Origin of the sequence: Microbispora sp. NPDC046933, assembly GCF_040644635.1 — a bacterium.
Taxonomy (GTDB): domain Bacteria; phylum Actinomycetota; class Actinomycetes; order Streptosporangiales; family Streptosporangiaceae; genus Microbispora.
The window spans coordinates 346776-364682 of sequence record NZ_JBEYWW010000001.1; the positions used below are offsets into that span (position 1 = coordinate 346776).

The 17907-nt window shown below is 73.1% G+C and carries 16 protein-coding genes; 13 read left to right on the forward strand and 3 right to left on the reverse strand.

The window, feature by feature from the left end:
* Positions 1–21 precede the first annotated feature (21 nt).
* The 3 genes from ABZ857_RS01480 (at position 22) to ABZ857_RS01490 (ending at position 3972) form a co-directional block, all read left to right on the forward strand.
* Complete coding sequence (locus ABZ857_RS01480; RefSeq protein ID WP_357035674.1) at positions 22–1434, forward strand: hypothetical protein; 1413 nt, start codon at positions 22–24, stop codon at positions 1432–1434.
* Positions 1435–1986: 552 nt separating this feature from the next.
* Positions 1987–3207: an FAD-dependent monooxygenase gene (locus ABZ857_RS01485; protein ID WP_357035677.1), complete on the forward strand. Its 1221-nt coding sequence runs from the start codon at positions 1987–1989 to the stop codon at positions 3205–3207.
* Positions 3208–3252: 45 nt separating this feature from the next.
* Entirely contained in the window at positions 3253–3972 is a 720-nt protein-coding gene (locus tag ABZ857_RS01490) for a helix-turn-helix domain-containing protein (protein ID WP_357035680.1), read from the forward strand.
* A 194-nt stretch (positions 3973–4166) separates the two neighbouring features.
* Here ABZ857_RS01490 and ABZ857_RS01495 read toward each other — a convergent pair whose 3' ends face one another.
* Positions 4167–4607: a YbaB/EbfC family nucleoid-associated protein gene (locus ABZ857_RS01495; protein ID WP_357035683.1), complete on the reverse strand. Its 441-nt coding sequence runs from the start codon at positions 4605–4607 to the stop codon at positions 4167–4169.
* Between the two features lie 185 nt (positions 4608–4792).
* Here ABZ857_RS01495 and ABZ857_RS01500 point away from each other — a divergent pair, with 185 nt between their 5' ends.
* The 6 genes from ABZ857_RS01500 to ABZ857_RS01525 all read left to right on the forward strand — a co-directional run bounded on the left by ABZ857_RS01500 (position 4793) and on the right by ABZ857_RS01525 (position 8574).
* The gene (locus ABZ857_RS01500; RefSeq protein WP_357035686.1) at positions 4793–5314 is read left to right on the forward strand and encodes a hypothetical protein; all 522 of its coding nucleotides are present in this window, start codon (positions 4793–4795) and stop codon (positions 5312–5314) included.
* Positions 5315–5324: 10 nt separating this feature from the next.
* Positions 5325–6197, forward strand: coding sequence for a hypothetical protein (locus ABZ857_RS01505; RefSeq protein ID WP_357035689.1), 873 nt, complete (start codon positions 5325–5327; stop codon positions 6195–6197).
* The gene (locus tag ABZ857_RS01510) at positions 6194–6571 is read left to right on the forward strand and encodes a YbaB/EbfC family nucleoid-associated protein (RefSeq protein ID WP_357035692.1); all 378 of its coding nucleotides are present in this window, start codon (positions 6194–6196) and stop codon (positions 6569–6571) included. The genes ABZ857_RS01505 and ABZ857_RS01510 overlap by 4 nt, the downstream gene beginning before the upstream one ends.
* 11 nt (positions 6572–6582) lie before the next feature.
* Positions 6583–6960, forward strand: coding sequence for a YbaB/EbfC family nucleoid-associated protein (locus tag ABZ857_RS01515; protein ID WP_357036208.1), 378 nt, complete (start codon positions 6583–6585; stop codon positions 6958–6960).
* Between the two features lie 182 nt (positions 6961–7142).
* Positions 7143–7808 (forward strand): PadR family transcriptional regulator, encoded by a 666-nt coding sequence (locus ABZ857_RS01520; RefSeq protein WP_357035695.1) that lies wholly within the window; start codon positions 7143–7145, stop codon positions 7806–7808.
* Entirely contained in the window at positions 7795–8574 is a 780-nt protein-coding gene (locus tag ABZ857_RS01525) for an SGNH/GDSL hydrolase family protein (RefSeq protein ID WP_357035698.1), read from the forward strand. Before ABZ857_RS01520 ends, ABZ857_RS01525 begins: the two co-directional genes overlap by 14 nt.
* Positions 8575–8670: 96 nt before the next feature.
* On the opposite strand, the gene eccD is transcribed toward ABZ857_RS01525, so the two are convergent.
* Positions 8671–10176, reverse strand: coding sequence for a type VII secretion integral membrane protein EccD (gene eccD / locus ABZ857_RS01530; protein WP_357035701.1), 1506 nt, complete (start codon positions 10174–10176; stop codon positions 8671–8673).
* A 73-nt stretch (positions 10177–10249) separates the two neighbouring features.
* Between eccD and eccCa the strand changes: the two genes are divergently transcribed.
* The 3 genes from eccCa (at position 10250) to ABZ857_RS01545 (ending at position 15805) form a co-directional block, all read left to right on the forward strand.
* Positions 10250–14230: a type VII secretion protein EccCa gene (eccCa, locus tag ABZ857_RS01535; protein ID WP_357035704.1), complete on the forward strand. Its 3981-nt coding sequence runs from the start codon at positions 10250–10252 to the stop codon at positions 14228–14230.
* Positions 14231–14250: 20 nt separating this feature from the next.
* Positions 14251–14556, forward strand: coding sequence for a hypothetical protein (locus ABZ857_RS01540; RefSeq protein WP_357035709.1), 306 nt, complete (start codon positions 14251–14253; stop codon positions 14554–14556).
* 121 nt (positions 14557–14677) lie between these two features.
* The gene (locus ABZ857_RS01545; protein ID WP_357035712.1) at positions 14678–15805 is read left to right on the forward strand and encodes a transglycosylase SLT domain-containing protein; all 1128 of its coding nucleotides are present in this window, start codon (positions 14678–14680) and stop codon (positions 15803–15805) included.
* Between the two features lie 91 nt (positions 15806–15896).
* On the opposite strand, the gene ABZ857_RS01550 is transcribed toward ABZ857_RS01545, so the two are convergent.
* Positions 15897–16757 carry an SDR family NAD(P)-dependent oxidoreductase gene (locus ABZ857_RS01550; protein ID WP_357035715.1) on the reverse strand — a complete coding sequence of 287 codons (861 nt, stop codon included), beginning with the start codon at positions 16755–16757 and terminating at the stop codon, positions 15897–15899.
* 200 nt (positions 16758–16957) lie between these two features.
* On the opposite strand from ABZ857_RS01550, the gene ABZ857_RS01555 reads away from it, so the two are divergent.
* On the forward strand, positions 16958–17878 hold the full coding sequence (locus ABZ857_RS01555) for a helix-turn-helix transcriptional regulator (RefSeq protein ID WP_357035718.1): 921 nt from the start codon (positions 16958–16960) through the stop codon (positions 17876–17878).
* Positions 17879–17907 lie beyond the last annotated feature (29 nt).

A 17907-nucleotide genomic window follows, 5' to 3' on the forward strand; every position in this document is an offset into this window, starting at 1 on the left:
AGGTCAAGGGGAATGATCGCGATGGGGGCCGAAGCCGGCTGGGAGCCGATCAAGGTGTACGCGAGCCTCGACGGGCTCGACCCGGACAACCTCTCCCGGGAGCAGATCAAGCAGAAGCTGGACGCCGCGAAACCCGACGAGGTCCGGCGGGCCGGTCAGGCGTTCATCGACGCCGCCGATCTGGTGGGCGGGAAGGTCGGCGGCAACGGACCGTCCGAGACGGGCATCCAGGCGGCGCTGAGCAGGACCGCCAAGGACCTGTCCGAGGTCTGGCGCGGCCCCGCGGCCGAGCAGGTGCAGTCGGCGCTCCGCGCGCTGTACGCCACGGCGGGCGCGCTCGGCGACGCCATGACCGCGAGCGGGGCGGCGATGTCCTGGTACGCGGACGTGGTCAGGGACGCGCGGGCGAACTTCCCCGCGGCCACGAGCGGCTCGGACGAGGGCGCGGGCGGCGGCACCACGGGGAGCCCGCCGCCCGACCCCGACGAGGCGGCCCGCAACCACTTCCGCGCGCTCAACGAGAAGATCCAGGAGGCGAACAACGCCTTCGCCGAGGGGCTGGCCTTCGATCTGCCCGCCATCGAGCCGCTGCACATCGACCTCGGGAGCTCCCCGCGCATCCATGTGGGCGGGACGGGGGCGCCCGTCACGAGCACCGACGGCGTGTGGCACGGCGGCTCGTACGGTGACGGCACGACCGGCTCGGACACGACCGGCTCAGACACGGGGGGCTCAGACACAGGGGGCTCAGACACGGGGGGCTCGGGTTCCACCGGATCCAGCGGTTCGGGATCCGGCGGGGGCGGCCACTCGGGCAGCGGCTCCGGCGGCGCGGACGGCCCGGGCTCCGGCAACGGCACCGGCAACGGCACGGCGGGTTCGTCCCCCGGCCCCGGGGGGTCACCGGACCCAGGACAGGCAGGCACAGGACAGGCAGACCCAGGACAGCCGGGCACAGGGCCAGAGCAAACCACAGCGCAAACCACAGCGCAGCCGGGCGGCTCCGGCGACGGATCGGGCACGGCTCCGGCCGTGATCGGCGGCTCCGACAGGACCGACCTGGCGAACACCCATCCCTTGCCCGCCGGCACGACCCCAGCGGGCACGACCCCCGACGTGCTCACCGGATATCCGGATTCGCGGATTCCCGTCACGACGGCCGGGCCCGCCAGCACGCTGCCGCCGGGCGGGGTGATCGGCGCGTACGGCGGGGCGCGCACCGGCTACGGCACCGGCGTCGCCGGGGAGGGCGGCGCCGTCCTGGGCGGTTACCGGACCGGCCAGAGCGGCGCGGGCTCGTCCTTCCTCCCCTACGCGCCGGCGGCGGGCGGCGCCGGGGCGGGCGGGGAGGACGAGCGCGAGCGGGAGATCTACGACCCCGAGCCGGACGTCTGGCGCGTGACGAGCGCCATCAGCCCCGACCGCATCGGCTGACGACGACCCGTCGCCGCCGCGCAGCAGGGCTCGGCAGCCGGCTGACCGCCTCGCGCGCGGCCGGATGCGCGGGCGCCGGTCGGACTCGTCTCGCGAGCCGGAGCTCGAACGCGAGGTCGCCCCGCCGCGGGCCGGGCCCGGGAGATCGCGCGATCAGCCGGTCGGATGAGGCACCGTCACCCTGTGGGGCGCTGCCGGTGTTGCCCGCTGTCGTCCGGGCCGGGACGGGTCCGTCGAGCGGAAGGTACGGCGCTAGGTCTCGGCAGGCACGCCGACCGTGCGGCGTTGAAGTGCCGGCGCAGTGTCGTGGCGGTGCCCATGCCGGTCGCCGCCGCACCCGCGCGGGCGGCCCGCGCCGCCGCCGACGCGGCAAGGCGTTCGCCGCCCGGGGGGTCATGATCAGTCAGCGGCCCGCCGAGGCGGCCGACCGCGCCGTGCCCGCAGAGCAATCGAGGCGTCGCCGCCCTCTTTCCGGCGCCGCTACTGACCAATAGAACCGATTTGGTCAGTTTGTTGGCTAGCATGGCCGCGGAGCCTACGAGAGGAGTCGTCATGACCGATGTCGGCAAGGCCGGCCGGGCGCTGGTGGTCGGGCTGGGGATCGCGGGCATCGCCACCGCGTTGCGGCTGCGCCAGGTCGGGTGGGAGCCGGTGGTGGTGGAACGGGCGCCCGCGCGCCGCTCCGGCGGTTACTTCGTCATGCTGTTCGGCGCCGGCGTCGCCTCGGCCCGGCGGCTGGGCGTGCTGGACGCCATCGGCGACCGCAGCGGGCCCCATGTCACCAGCTACGAGGTGGACCGCGCGGGACGCCGACGTCCCGGCATGAACCCCTCCCTCATGGCCGGAGGCCCCCGGCCGCTGCTGCGCGGCGATGTGGAGCGTGGCCTGTTCACGGCGCTGCCGGACGACGTGGAGATCCGCTACTCCACCGTCCCCACCCGCATCACCCAGGACGACGCCGCGGCGGAGGTGACGCTGCACGACACCGCCGCGGGCACCACCGTCACCGAGCGCTTCGACCTGGTGATCGGCGCCGACGGCATGCGTTCCACCGTGCGCGGGCTCGTCTTCGGCTCCGAGGAGGAGTACCTGCACCCGCTGAACTACATGGTCGGCGCCACCGTGCTGGACGGCCCGGTCGACGGCTTCGGCCTGCACGAGGGCCTGGTCCTGGCCGAGCCGGGCCGTTCGGTGTGGGCCTTCCCGTTCGCCGATCATGCCCCGAGCCTGCTGTTCTCCTACCGCACCGCCGACGTCGACGCCGAGTTCCGCCGCCCGCCGATCGAGTCCATCCGCGCCGCCTTCGGCCCCGAACCCACCGGTTCCCTGCTGGAAGGGCTGCTGACGCGCTACGAGCAGGCGCCCGACGCGCTGTTCGACTCGGTGCAGCAGGTCAAGATGCCGCGCTGGCACCGCGGCCGGGTGGTCCTGATCGGCGACTCCGCCTGGTGCGTCACCCTGTACGCGGGCATGGGCGCCTCCAGCGGCATGGCCGGCGGCGAACTGCTGGGCACCATGCTGCAGCGCCATCCCGGCGACCTGCCCGGCGCGCTACGGGCCTGGGAGGCGCGCATGAGGCCGTTCATCCACCTGCAGCAGGACAGCGCCCTGCCCGGACGCCGCATCTTCACCCCGCACGACCGCAAGGAGTATCTCCTGCGGGCAGGGATGATGCGCCTGATGCGGATGCCGGGCGTCGGCAAGACCATGGGCAGGAGAATGTTCAACAGCAAGGACATGCGGGCCAAGAACATCGACGTCGCCGCCCTCTGATCCGGAACCGAACACCCTGACAGCACGACAACGGAGGACAGCACGGTGAGCCAGCTGGTCGAACACCACTCGCACAAAGCCGCCCGCATCCTGGACAGCGCGCGCGAGCTGGTGGCCGATCACGGCGTGCGCAAGGTCACCGTCAGCGAGATCGCCGGAGCGGCCGGGGTCGGCAAGGGCACCGTCTACCTGTACTGGCCCACCAAGGAGGACCTCATCCTCGGCCTGTTCGCCCGCGAACTGCTGGCCTTCCTGGACGAGATCATCGCCCGCATCACCGCCGACCCCGCCGCCGTACGTCCGCGCCACCTGGCCCCGCTGCTGATCCGCACCGGGCTGCGATCCCCGCTGGCACGCCGTCTCACCGCCAAGGACGGCGAACTGCTGCGGCTGCTCACCGCACAGGCCGGCGACCGTGACCTGTTCGAGCGCACCCAGCCCAGCGCCATGTGCGAGGCGGTCATGCCGATCCTGCGCCGGCACGGCCTCATCCGCCAGGACCGCCCGCTGGCCGACCAGTCCTACGCCATGCACGCCGTGCTCAGCGGCTTCGGCACCGCCATGTTCCACCCGGACTCCGCCCCGCCCAGCGCCGGCGACCCCGGCGACGTCCTCGCCGACACCGTGGCCCTGCTCCTCGAACCCGCGGTCGCACCCGCCGACCAGGCCGTCACCGCGGCCGCCCACGACACCGTCGCCGCCTTCCGCCAGACCAGGAACGCCGTCCTGGACATCATCGACCGCAGCCAGACCCTCCAGCCGTGAACCCGGCAGGCGAAGCCGACCGACCGCCGCCCGCACCCGCGCGCGACCACGTCCCTGCCCCAGTGGTTGCCGGCCCCGGGCAGGGCCGGACCACGCGACTCGTACCTATCGGGCGTCCCGCGCGTAGGCCTCCTGTACGGCGTCCTCGGCCTCGGCCAGTGAACCGAGCAACCGATAGGCGACATTGTGGCCGGTCAGAGGCTCAGCCTGCGGCTGATCCGGTCGAGCTCGCCCAGCACGTCCTCCGCGGTCCGGTCGAAGGCGGTCTCCGCCTCTCTGACCTGGGCGAGCACGGCCTCCGGGTCGTCCAGGAACCTCGCCTGGTCGCCCTCCTGGCCGAGCACCTCGGCCATGGCCCGGTTCATCTGCCGGTAGAGGTCGTCGGACGCTGCGCGCACCGTCTCCTTGATCCGGTCGGCCAGCTCACCCGAGCTCAGCCGCATCGCCTTGGGATGAAGCTCGAGCTCGCTCAGCCCCTGACCGGAGAACTCCACGCTGACCAGGCCGTCCTCGTCCCGGGCCCGGCCCACGAGCGAGGACAGGGTGGTCTGGAGGCGCTCCACGGCCGCCATCCTGGCGTCCGCCCGTTCCCTGAACCGCTCCATGTCGAAGTCGTCGAACCCGCCGCCGGCCATCTGAGCCCCTGTTCCCCGCGATTTCCGCAACACCGGCAAGTTAACGCATCCAAAGCGGGGCGTACGGGACCTGCGGCTCGCCCGTTACATGCCAGTGAACGTCCCCCTAATTTCCGCTTTCCACCTGCGGAAGCGTCGCCCTGGCGCATGGCAGGGGCGCAGAGCCCGGTGATAGGGAAGATCACGTGTCATACGGCGCATCCTCCTCCGGCGGGCCGGGGACGTCCGCCTTCTCGGCCCCCTCCGTCTCCTCGATGGTGAGCCCCTGCCCGCACACGCCCCCGTGCCCGCCCGGCCCGTGCCTGCCGGACTCGATACGCGGGCAGCGGCCGGGCACGGCCTCCGCGGTCCCGGCGAGCTGGCCGGCGCCGGGCGGCGGCTCGTCCGGCCTGCCCGGTTACGAGGTGGCCGCGGGCTTCATCAGGAAGTTCGCCGACGCGGTGGGCGGCTCCGCCGACGGCGTGCGGCGGCTGAGGGACGCGACGCCCCGCTTCCAGGGCTGGAACCTCACTCCGCTCGCCGGGATCCCCATCGTCGGGCTCGCCTCCGTCCACCGGTTCAACTCCGTCGCCGACACGTGGTCGGACGCCGCCGGCATCCTCGGCGACGCCCTGCACAGGGACGGCGAGACCCTGGTCAGGGCGGCCGACAACTACGTCGCGGCGGAGAAGGCGGCCAAGGCGGCCATCCAGCAGACGCGCCCCTGAGAGGACCCGCATGTCGACCCCGCCCAGCGAGCCGGGCAAGCTGTTCGTCCCGGGCCGGCCCGCCTCGGGCCCCAACGAGCTCTACGTCACGGACTCGAGCGGCAACGTCCGGCGAACGGTCTCCGTGGCACCGGCCGACGGAGCCGCCGCCTCCGCCGCGACCCGCACCGACCCCGGCTTCTTCCGGGATCTGGTCAAAGCGCTGAACCCGCTGCGGCAGCAGACGCGTACCGCCGCGGCCCTGTCCGGGCTGGGGATCGCGGCCCTCGCCCTGGACGTGGCGGCCACGCTGAACCTCGGCAACCCCTTCCTCTTCTACGACCGTCGGGAGCTGTGGAAGGAGATGGGAGGCCGGCTGGAGAGCGGCAGGTCGGACATCTGGTTCTCCTACTTCCAGGACGTCGGCCCGAACTGGAAGGGCCACGCGGCGGACCTGCTCGGGCGGCGGGTCCGCTTCAACACCACGGTCCTGTACGAGAAGCTCCACGGGGTCACCGGCGAGATGAGCGGCGCGATGCACAGCCAGTTCAAGGAGGTCCTGGAGTACGACCTGTCGGTGTTCGGCCTCTACGCGGCTTCGACGCCGATCCTCCGCACGCTGGCGGCGATGAGCGCGCACCCCGCCGGACGGGTCGCGCTGATATCGCAGGCGGGCGTGTTCGTCAGCGCGCTGGGCAACCTCGTCAAGCAGTTCGCCGACATCTACATGGCCTACGAGAGCGACCTGAACAAGCTGGAGCAGAAGCTCAACGACGTACGGGCCGCCTTCTTCCAGGAGGGCGACCCGGCGCGGGGCCGCAGGGACCTGACGCTCACCCCCGCAGTGGCGGACCGCGCGCACATCCTCGACTACTGGCAGTCGGCGAACAAGGACCTGCGGTGAAGAACACGGCCGCGTTCAACGAGGGCAGGGAAGGCGACGTCGCCGGCCTGGTGCGGGAGGTCCAGGGCCGCGTCGGCGCGCTCGCCGACCTGCTCCACGGGCTGAACGAGGAGGTGGTCGAGGGGACGGACGCCACGGGCGCCGTGGTGGCCAGGGTCTCCGGGGCGGGCGTTCTGCTCGGGCTGACCATCGACCCGCGGGCGATGCGCGACCTCGACCACGTCGCGATGTCCGCCGCGATCCGGAGCGCGATCGGCGCCGCGCGGGGCGAGATGGGCGAGCGGCTGGCGAGGGCCATGGAGGAGTTCGCCGATTCCCCGCCGCCCGGCGACCCGCTCGCCCCGTACGTCCAGGCCCTGCTGCGGGAGGAGTGACCGTGGACGAGATGCGTGAGCTCCGGGCGCGCATGGAGCGGCTGGAGGCGGCGGCCGCCCTGATGGACGAGCTCGCGACGGAATGGATCACGCGGGAGTACGCCGGCAGGGCCGACGAGGGCCGGGTCACCGCGACCGTCGACGCCGTCGGCACACTTCTCGCCCTCGACATCCACCCGCTCAGCATGCGCAGGCTCGACAGCCGCTCGCTCGCGGAGGCCGTCGTCACGGCCGTACGGCGGGCCGAGGCGGCCGCGGAGGCGGCGAAGGAGCAGATGCTCCGCGGCGGGCTGGAGGCAGCGGGGGTGCCGCACCTGACCGGCCTCCTCGGCGACGCCCGCCGCGCGTTCGACGAGCGGGCGTCGCCCGAAGGGGCCGACCGGCTCTAGCCGAGAACGCCGCCGGTTCCCTCGCCGGCGGCCCCGCTCCGGATCCTGGGCGGCTCCGGCCGTCGGCTTTAGGCCGTCCGCACGGCGTGAACCCCCTCTCCGGACGTTTTCGGGGGTCTCCCGATGCTCAGTTTTTTGAATAGTCATATTCTTGACTATGAAAGAGCGGAGGGAGTGGTTCCATGGCCTTACGGCACGCCGTCCTCGCGGCGCTGCTCGACGGGGAGCTCAGCGGCTACCAGCTGGCGAAGGCGTTCGACGTCGGCGTGGCGAACTTCTGGCACGCCCTGCCCCAGCAGCTGTACGCCGAGCTGGCCAGGCTGGAGAGGGAGGGGCTGGTCGCGGGGCGGCGGGTGGTCCAGGAGACCCGGCCCGCCAAGCGCCTCTTCCACGTCACCGACGCCGGGCTCGCCGAGCTGGAGCGGTTCGCGGCGGCCGCGTCGAAGCCGTCGTTCATCCGCGACGACCTGCTCGTCAAGGTGCAGGCGGCCGACCACGTCGACGCCGGGCCGCTGATCCGGCAGGTCGAGGAGAGGGCCGCCATGGCCGAAGCCAAGATTGATCTGTTCCGGCGGATCCTGCGGAAGATGCGCGGCGACCTGGGCGAAGAGGAGTTCCTTCGCGCGGGCCGGCGCGTAGGGCCGTACCTCACCTGCCTGCGCGGCCTGGCCTTCGAGGAGGGAAACCGCGACTGGTGCCTGCGAACCGCCGCGATCCTGCGCGCCAGGAACGCGGCCGTCGCAGGCGGAGGAACCCCGGCCGTGCCGGGCGAAGGGACCCCGGCCGTGCCGGGCGAAGGGACCGCGCCGGCTTCTCGCCGCCCGGAGGTGGCCCGTGCCGAGCGGTGAGCGCCTGCGTTACGTCGCCCTCGGCGACAGCCAGACCGAAGGGCTCGGCGACGGCGACCCCGCCCGCCCGCGGGGCTGGGCCGACCGGCTCGCCGAGCGGCTCACGACCGTGGACCCGGAGGTCACGTACGCCAACCTGGCGGTGCGCGGGCGGCTCGCCGGGGAGGTGCGAGGCGAGCAGCTCGCGCCGGCCCTGGCCCTGCGCCCCCATCTGGTCACCGTCGTCGCGGGCGTCAACGACCTGATCAGGCCCCGCTTCGACGCCGCCGAGGTGGCCGGGCACCTGGAGGCGATGTTCGCCGCTCTCACGACGGCGGGCGCCCGCGTCGCGACCCTCACGTTCCCGGACGTCGGAAAGATCGCGCCGATCGCCCGGCCGCTCCGGTCGCGGGTGTTCGACCTCAACGACCGCATCCGGGCGGCGGCGGCGCGACACGGGGTCGTGGTCGCCGAGACGGCGCACCACACCGTCTCCACCGACCCCCGGCTCTGGAGCGCCGACCGGCTCCACGCGAGTCCGCTCGGCCACGAGCGCATCGCCGCGGCCGTGGCCCACGCCCTCGGCCTGCCCGGCAGCGACGACGGCTGGACGCTGCCCCTGCATCCCCCGATCGACCCGGCCGGTTGGCGGGCCGTGGGCGCCGAGGTGCGCTGGGCCGGCTCGTTCCTCGGCCCATGGCTGGTGCGGCGCCTCCTCGGCAGGTCGTCCGGCGACGGTCGTGCCGCCAAGCGCCCCGCGCTGCTGCCGGTGCGGCCGACCGGGTGACCTCCGGCGGGAGGCCACCGGCGACCAGCGCACTCCAGGTGCCGGCGCAGTCAGGGACCAGAGCGGTCGGGAGACGCCGTCACGCGATCCGATGGGTCAGCCCGACAGGCCGCGCACCCATGCGTACAGGTCGAGCACGCCCAGAGTGAGCGGGACCAGCGCGACGACCAGCAGCGCGTCGATGATGTCGGCCGCCCGCCCCCAGAACGGCGAGGGCTTGCCCGTGGGCAGCCAGAGACCGAGGCCGAGCACGAGCAGGGCCGTCCACAACACCCCGATCGTCACGGCCACCTCGGAGACCGCGTCGGCGCCCGTGCCCAGCGCGAAGGCCAGCGCGACGGCCCCGGCCACGGCCGTGAGAATCATCCACAGCCGCTGGGCGACCCCCGCGAAGACCCTCGCCCGCATCGCCAGCGCGAGCGCCAGCGTCGCCGCCGTCGCGCGGGCGACCCAGCCGCCCTGCTGGACGAGCAGCAGCTCACCCGCGACACCGGCGAGCGCGATCGCGATGACCATGCCGGTGGCGTACCGGTGGGCCTGCGCGGTCCGCTGCAGCACCAGCGGGCCGTCGATGCGCTGGTTGTCGCCGCGCAACTCCTCGGCGCTGGTGGGCAGCGGCGGCAGCGGCACCCTGGCCATCCGGAACGACAGCGTGGGGATGAGCGGGCTCAGCGCCAGCAGGACCGTCGCGACCACGGCCGCCGCCCCGGCGCCCGATCCGCCGAACAGCATCACGCACGCGGCGCCCACCGCCCCGGCGACGGACGCGACCGCGACGCCGAGGAAGCCGGCCACGCCGTCGGCGATCAGCACGCCGCCCACCGTCGCCACCAGCGCGGTGTACGCGAGCGCGGCCAGCAGGTTCGGCGCCCCGAGAACCAGCACGGAGCCCGAGGCCCCGGGCGTGAACAGCCCGGCGAGGAAGCCGTGCGGCAGGGCCGCGTAGCCGACGAGGGCGCCCGCCGTGGGCCGGCCGACGGCCCTGGACACCACGGCTCCGGCGGCGACCAGCAGCACCGCGACGGCTCCGGCCACCCCCGCGGTGAGCCGCGGCGGGGCCGCCGCGAGCGCCAGGACGACGGCGCCGAGCGCGAGCAGCCCGGTGGCCACGCCCATGCCGAGCAGCCGCGTGTGCCGCGGCTCCCACCTGCCGCCGCCTTCCCTGGTCCCGGTGGCGACGACGTCGGCCACGTCGTCGTACACCGCCGGGGGCAGCACCGCGTCGCGCGGGCGCAGGTAGAGGACCTCCCCGTCCAGGACGCCCAGCGCGCCCAGGCTCTGGCCGAGGTCGAGCGGCGGGCCGCCGAGACGCTGGAGCACCCAGCCGGGGGCCGCGGCCGCGTCGCCTCCCACCTCGCCGACCGCCCGGAGCAGCCCCGGCAGGACGTGCGGCAGCGGGATGTCCGACGGCAGCGCGAGGTCCGCCTTCCTGCGCGGGGCGACCACGGTGACGTGGCACAGGGGCGGCAGCGGCGCGGTCGCCTGCGGCAACGCGCCCTGCTGAGCTGTGCCCTGATGGACTGGGCCCTCCTGAACCCCGCCCTGATGGGCCGCGCTCTGGATCTGGCCCTGCTGGACGTGAAGGGGGGCCGGCGATGACACAGCGGGAATCCTCTCCCGGAGATCTCTCTGACAGCCCGAAAATATCGGCAAACCTGGTAGAAAAGTCAGTCAGATGAGCATTGTCGTCGTCTCGCGCCCCGAGCGCCGCCCGGGCCCCAAACCGCCCCGTGGCGAGATCCTCCTGGAATCCCCGCCGGAGATTCCCGAGGTCCAGCCGCAGGGTCTGATGTCCGTACTCACGTACGTGCCGATGCTGGCCGGCGGCGCCGCGATGGCGCTGATGTTCACGGCGGGCGGCGGCGGCAACCCCCTCATGTACGTGGCCAGCGGGCTGTTCGCCGTCTCCATGATCGGCATGAGCGTCGGCCAGCTCGGGCGCAACGCCGGTGAGCGCAGGAACCGGCTCAACGGGCTGCGCCGCGACTACTTCCGCTACCTGTCCCAAATCCGCAGGAAGGTCCGCAGGGCCGCCGTGCAGCAGCGGGAGGCGCTGGAGTGGAGCGGGCCGCCGCCCGACTCGCTGTGGTGGATCGCGATGGGGCCGCGCCTGTGGGAGCGCAGGCCGCGCGACGACGACTTCGCGACCGTACGGCTCGGCACCGGCGTGCAGAAGCTGGCCATCCAGCTCGTCCCGCCGGACACCAAACCGGTGGAGGACCTCGACGCGCTGTCGGCGGGCGCGCTGCGCCGGTTCGTCCGGGCGCACGCCACGGTGCCGGGGCTGCCCGTCGCGGTCGCACTGCACTCCTTCGCCCGCATCCACCTCACCGGCGACCCCGCCGCGGTGCGCGAGCTGCTGCGGGCGGTGATCGCGCAGCTCGTCGTCTTCCACTCCCCCGACGACATGCGGATCATGATCTGCGCGAGCAAGGAGTGGATGCCCCACTGGGAGTGGGTCAAGTGGCTGCCGCACGCCCTGCACCCCGAGCAGGCCGACGCCGCGGGCCAGGTCAGGCTCATGGCGGAGAACCTCGCCCACCTCGACGCTGTGGTTGGGGAGGAGCTCAGGGAGCGGGCCAGGTTCCGTCCCGGCGCCTCCGCGGAGGCCCTGCCGTACCACGTGGTGATCGTGGACGGCGGGCACGTGCCGCACGACAGCCAGCTCGGCTCGGACGCCATCCAGGGCGTTACCGTGATCGACCTGTCCGGTTCGACCGGGCCGGCCCCCGAGGCGATCACGCTCCGGCTGGACGTCCAGCCCGACGGCTTCCACATGGTCAAGATCGACCACGCGGGACGGCGGTCGAGCAACCGGCTCGGCGACCCCGACCACCTCGGCTATCCCCAGGCGGAGGGGCTGGCCCGGCAGCTCGCGCCGCTGCGCGCCTCCGCAGGCGCCCAGGGCGAGGCGCAGGACGTGCTCGGCGTCAACACCTCGCTCACCGACCTGCTCGGCGTGGGCGACCCCGTCCATCTCGATCCCGCGGTGATCTGGCAGCCCCGCGCCGGCCGCAACCGGCTGCGGGTGCCGATCGGCCTCGGCGCGGACGGGCGGGTCGTCGAGCTCGACATCAAGGAGTCGGCGCAGGGCGGCATGGGGCCGCACGGCCTGGTCATCGGGGCGACCGGCTCCGGCAAGAGCGAGCTGCTGCGCACCCTGGTGCTCGGCCTGGCCATCACGCACTCCTCCGAGATCCTGAACTTCGTGCTGGTGGACTTCAAGGGCGGCGCCACGTTCCTCGGCCTGGAGTCCCTGTCCCACGTGTCGGCGGTCATCACCAACCTGGAGGACGAGCTGCCGCTCGTCGACCGCATGCACGACGCGCTGCACGGCGAGATGGTGCGCCGCCAGGAGCTGCTGCGCGCCGCGGGCAACTACGCCTCGCTACGTGACTACGAGCGGGCCAGGGAGCAGGGCGCGGATCTCACGCCGCTGCCGACCCTGTTCGTCGTGATCGACGAGTTCAGCGAGCTGCTCACCGCCAAGCCGGAGTTCATCGACCTGTTCGTGATGATCGGGCGGCTCGGCCGCTCGCTCGGCGTGCACCTCCTGCTGGCCTCCCAGCGGCTGGAGGAGGGCCGGCTGCGCGGCCTCGACACCCACCTGTCGTACCGGATCGGCCTGCGCACGTTCTCCGCCATGGAGAGCCGGGTCGTGCTCGGCGTCGCCGACGCCTACGAGTTGCCGCCCGCCCCGGGCAACGGCTACCTGAAGTACGACACCACGGGGATGACCCGGTTCAAGGCCGCCTACGTGTCCGGCCCCCACCACGCCGACCCCGGACGGTCCGCCCCCGGAGAGGCCGGCCGGCCCGTACGCGACGTGGTGGAGTACGGCCCCGCCTTCGCGCCCGTCGAGGTCACCGAGGCCTCGAAGGAGCTGGCCCCCGCCGAGGAGCCCGGCGGCCCGCGGCACAGCCTGCTCGACGTGGTGGTGGGCCGGCTCACCGGCCACGGCCCGCCGGCGCACCGGATCTGGCTGCCCCCGCTGGCCGAGCCGCCGACGCTGGCCCACCTGCTGCCGCCGCTGTCCGTCACCCCGGAACACGGCCTGACCACCGCGGGCTGGGGCGGCCGGGGGATGCTCCACGCGGTCGTCGGCATCGTCGACCGGCCGTTCGAGCAGCGCCGCGACCCCTACTGGCTGGACCTGTCGGGAGGCGGGGGCCACGTCGGCGTCGCGGGCGGCACGCAGAGCGGCAAGAGCACGGTGCTGCGGACCCTGGTCACGAGCATGTCCTTGATGCACACGCCGCGCGAGGTGCAGTTCTACTGCCTGGACTTCGGCGGCGGCTCCCTGGCCTCGCTGGAGGCGCTGCCGCACGTGGGCGGCGTCGCGAGCCGTCTCGACGCCGACCGCGTCCGCCGTACGGTCGCCGAGATCTCCACGATCCTGGAGCGGCGTGAGGCCGACTTCGCCGAGCACGGCATCGAGTCGGTCGCGGCCTACCGGCGGATGCGGGCCGAGTCCGGCCGCGACGGCGACGGCTGGGGCGACGTGTTCCTGGTGGTGGACGGCTGGCTGACGCTCAGGCAGGAGTTCGAGTCGCTCGAACCCGTCGTCACCGACATCGCCGCCAGGGGGCTCGGGTACGGCATCCACGTGGTGGCGGCCACCAACAAGTGGTCGGAGTTCCGGGCGAGCATCCGCGACCTGTTCGGCACCAGAGTCGAGCTCAAGCTCGGCGACGCCTACGAGTCCGAGGTCAACAGGAAGGCGTCGCTGGCGGTCCCCGAGGGCGTGCCGGGACGCGGCCTCACCAAGGACGGCCTGCACTTCCTGTCCGCGCTGCCGCGGATCGACGGCGTGCAGAGCTCCGAGGACCTCGCCGCGGGTGTCCGCGGGCTCGTGCACGCGGTCAGGGACGCCTGGCAGGGGCCGCCCGCGCCGCCGATCCGGCTGCTGCCGCCGGTGCTGCCCGCGGCCTCGCTGCCCGGCCCCGAGGAGACGGGACCGAAGATCCCGATCGGCATCGACGAGGCCACGCTCTCGCCCGTGCTGCTCGACTTCGACGCCGACCCGCACTTCGTCGTCCTGGGCGACACCGAGAGCGGCAAGTCGAACCTGCTGCGGCTCGTCGCCGAGGGACTGGTGGCCAGGCGGCAGCCGCACGAGGCGATGATGATCGTCGTCGACTACCGCAGGTCGCTGCTCGACTCGGCCGCGACCGCCCACCGCATCGGCTACGCGGCGTCGAGCACCGCCGCCCAGGAGCTGATCAACGACGTGCGCGGTGCCCTGCTCAAGCGGCTGCCTCCGGCGGACCTCACGCCCGAGCAGCTGCGGGCCAGGAGCTGGTGGCAGGGCTCCGACGTCTACGTCGTCGTGGACGACTACGACCTCGTCGCGACCTCGTCCAACCCGCTGCTGCCGCTGGTGGACCTGCTGCCGCAGGCGCGGGACATCGGGCTGCACCTGGTCCTGTCGCGCCAGATGGGCGGCGCGGGCCGGGCCATGTACGACCCGGTCGTCCAGAAGCTGAAGGACATGGCAAGCCCCGCCGTCATCCTGTCCGGCAACAAGGACGAGGGTTACCTGTTCGGCAACGTCCGGGCGCATCCGCTGCCGCCCGGCCGGGGCTACCACGTCGACAGGAGGTTCGGCGCGCGGCTCGCCCAGACCGCGTTCCTGCCTCCTCCGGACAGTGAGTGACGGGCGGAAAGGAGCGGCGTGTGGCCGGTTTCGACATCCACTTCCAGGCGCTCGAAAGCTGCCGTACGGCGGTGAGCAAGGCCTGGGGCCAGTACGAGAGCCTGCACGACGGTCTTCCCGAGACGCCCGGCACCCTGGCGGCCGTCTTCGGGCACGTGGACGGCGCCGCGGCGCTGGCGGCGGCCGTCGACACGGCCTACGCCGCGCTGACCGCCGAGGCGGCCGACGCGAGGACCAAGCTGAAGGGTGTGGAGCGGGCGCTGGAGGCGGTTCAGGACAACGTCCGGACGGCCCACAAGGCCACGTCCACCTCGATGCAGGCATGAGCGAGCGGAGCGAGCCCCGAGCCGCCAGGCGAGGGGGTGGCATGAGCGAGCGGAGCGAGCGAATCAGTAAGCACAGCGCGATTCGCTCATGCGACCCCGAGCCGCCAGGCGAGGGGGTGGCATGAGCGGCGTCGCGGATCTGCCGGGCGGGGCCGAGCTGGCCGCCATGGCGGAGAAGGTGAGCGGCGATCCCGGCGAGATCCGCGACATCGCCGGGAAGTGGCGCGGCGCGGCCCGCGACGCGCAGGACTACGCGGGCGGGGTGAGCCGGGCCGTGCGCACCGTGGACGCCGCGTGGCAGGGCCTGTCCGCCGACGCCTTCGTGCGGTACATGAACAGGTACGGCAAGGCGGCGGACGGCGTCCACGACGCTCTCGTCGCGTGCGCGGGCGCGCTGGAGAAGGTCGCGACCGCACTGGAGACCGCCAAGTCGAAGATCGACGGCATCTGCGCAGACGTGGTCGCCGAGGCGGCGGCCTACCGCGGCCGGAACCGGGGAGCCACCGAGGAGGAGCTGGACTCGGGGCTGCGGGCCATCGTCTCCCGGGGCGTCGAGGACGCCCGGCCGCACCTGGAGCAGGTGACCACGGCCGTCGGCGACGCCATGAAGACGCTGGGCACCCGCCTGGGCGCCGACTACCGCGACGGCGCGCTCACCTTCGCCAAGATCCCGGACCCGGGCAAACAGGAGTTCGTGCCCCGGCACGGGCACACCGTCGACTGGCAGCGCGCCCCCGGCTACACGGGGACCCCCGGTGACAAGGCCCACCCGACGTACGCCTCGTACGGCCGGACGAGCCTGAGCGGCGTGAGCGGCTCGGGCGTGAGCGGCGGCTTCGGCGGCTACGGCCCCAGCGGCCCGCCGCCGGCCGGCGGCGGGCCCGCGCCCACGGGCCAGGTCAAGGAGTGGATCGAGCAGGCCATCGAGATCCTCAAAGCCCAGGGCTACCCCGCCGAGAAGATGAACCGGGACGACATCTGGATGATCATCCGGCACGAGTCGGGCGGGAACCCGCACGCGATCAACAACTGGGACTCGAACGCGGCCGCGGGAACGCCCTCGAAGGGGCTGATGCAGACCATCGATCCCACGTTCAACCGCTGGTCCCTGCCGGGGCACAAGGACATCTGGAACCCGGTGGACAACATCATCGCGGGCGTCCGCTACGCCATCGAGCGCTACGGCTCGGTCTCGGCCGTGCCCGGTGTGGTGGGCATGAAGACCGGCACCGGATACCGCGGGTACTGACCTCGGGCCGTCGTGACGAGGACGCCCCCTCCGCGGCAGGGCCGCTCGAAGCTCCTGGGCGAGGGGGTCGACCGTGACGACTCCGGCGGGTTCAGGCGGCCGGGAAGTCGGTGGCGGGCGCGCTGAGCGCGGTGGCCTCGACGTTCGCCCGCAGGGCCTCGACCTTGGCCGTGGCATAGGAGTGGGCGTCCGAGCCGAGCAGCTGCCGCAGCGGCCCCTCACCGGCCAGGACGCGGTTGATGATCGCGCCGGCGCCCCTGACCGGGTCGCCGAGCTGGCTGCCCTGGAGCTTGAGGTGGTCGAGGGTCATCTGGCGGATGGCCGGGTAGTGCGCGGTCGTCTGGGCGGGCAGGGCGAGCGAGTCCTCGGTGAGGAACTCCGTGCGGAAGTAGCCGGGCTCGACGATGGTGACCTTGATTCCGAAGTCCGCCACCTCGGCGGCGAGGGCCTCGCTCAGCCCTTCCAGCGCGAACTTCCCGGCGCAGTAGAGAGCCCAGCCCGGGACGGCGGTCAGGCCCAGGATCGAGGACACGTTGACGATGTGGCCGCCGCGTTGCTCGCGGAGGATGGGCAGGGCGGCCCGCAGCACGTTCCACACGCCCACGACCTGGACGTCGAGCATGTCGCGGACCTCGCGGTCGCCGGTCTCCTCCACCGCGGCCAGGAAGCCGTAGCCCGCGTTGTTGACGACGACGTCCAGACCCCCCAGACGTGCGGTGGTCTCCTGGACGGCCCGCCTGACCGCCGCCTCGTCGCGCAGGTCGACGGTGAGCGGGAGAAGGCGCGACGGGTCGATCCCGTCGCCGAGCGCGGCGAGCAGCCGCTCGGACGACCGCGTCGTCGCGGCGACGCGGTCACCGCGCTCCAGCAGCTGCTTGACCAGTTCGAGGCCCAGGCCACGGGAGGCGCCGGTCACGAACCAGACGGCCGGTCGATCTGTCGGGAAGCTCATGGTCATCCTCTGCTTGTCGAACGCTCTGCTTGTCGAATGTCGCCGGTAGCGCGGGAAAGCCCCGGAACCGGCACAGCACCAGCGTCGTTCGCCACAACCCGCTGTGGACGCCCATATCGCGCCCTGTGCAACCGTGCACGGGGCAACCTAGGACGCACAGGACCAGTCAGGGACGGAGAGCAGGAGGGACACTGGGTTTCATGGCCGAGACCAATCGCGAACTCGCTGATTTCCTGAGACGCGCCCGGAGCCAGGTCGACCCGTCACGGGCCGGTCTGCCTCCCGACGGCCGCGTGCGGCGGGTCCCGGGCCTGCGTCGCGAGGAGGTCGCCCTTCTGGCCGGAGTCTCGACCGACTACTACGCCCGGCTCGAACAGGGCCGGCGCATCACCCCCTCGCCTGCCGTCATCGAGGCCGTCGGCCGTGCCCTCGGGCTCGACGAGGCCGGACGCCTGCACCTGCACGACCTCATCGAAACGAACGCGGCGCCCGTACGGCGACGAGCCCGCGGCGTCCAGCGCGTGCGCCCCGGGCTCTACCAGCTCCTCGACGCCCTCGACGGCGAGCCCGCCCTCGTCCTCGGCCGCCGCACCGATGTGCTCGCCGCCAACCGCATGGCGAAAGCGCTGTTCACCGACTTCGAACGGCTGCCGCCCCGGCACCGTAACTACGCGCGATGGATGTTCCTCGACGACGACGCCCGATCACTGTTCGTCGACTGGGACGTCCAGGCGCGGACCTCGGTCGAGAACCTGCGGCTCGCCGCCGGCCGCGACCCGGACGACCAGGCCACCGCCGCCCTCATCGCCGAGCTGCGCGAACGCAGCCGTGAGTTCGCCCACTGGTGGGACCAGCACCGCGTCAACCAGCGCACCCACGGCTCCAAACGACTGCGTCACCCTCTCGTCGGTGAGCTGACCGTGGAGTACGAGACCCTCTCCCTGCCCGGAGACCCGGATACGACACTCTTCGTCTACACCGCCGAAGCCGGCTCATCCTCGAAACGCGCCTTGGATCTTCTCGCGAGCTGGACCCTTCCCAGCTCCGGTGGCGATGCGATCTCCCCTCACGACCGGCCGGGAGATGGCCGGCGAGTGGTGGACCCCGCTGATCGCGCCTGACGCGTTCCCGGCGTCACCCGCTGCCCGCG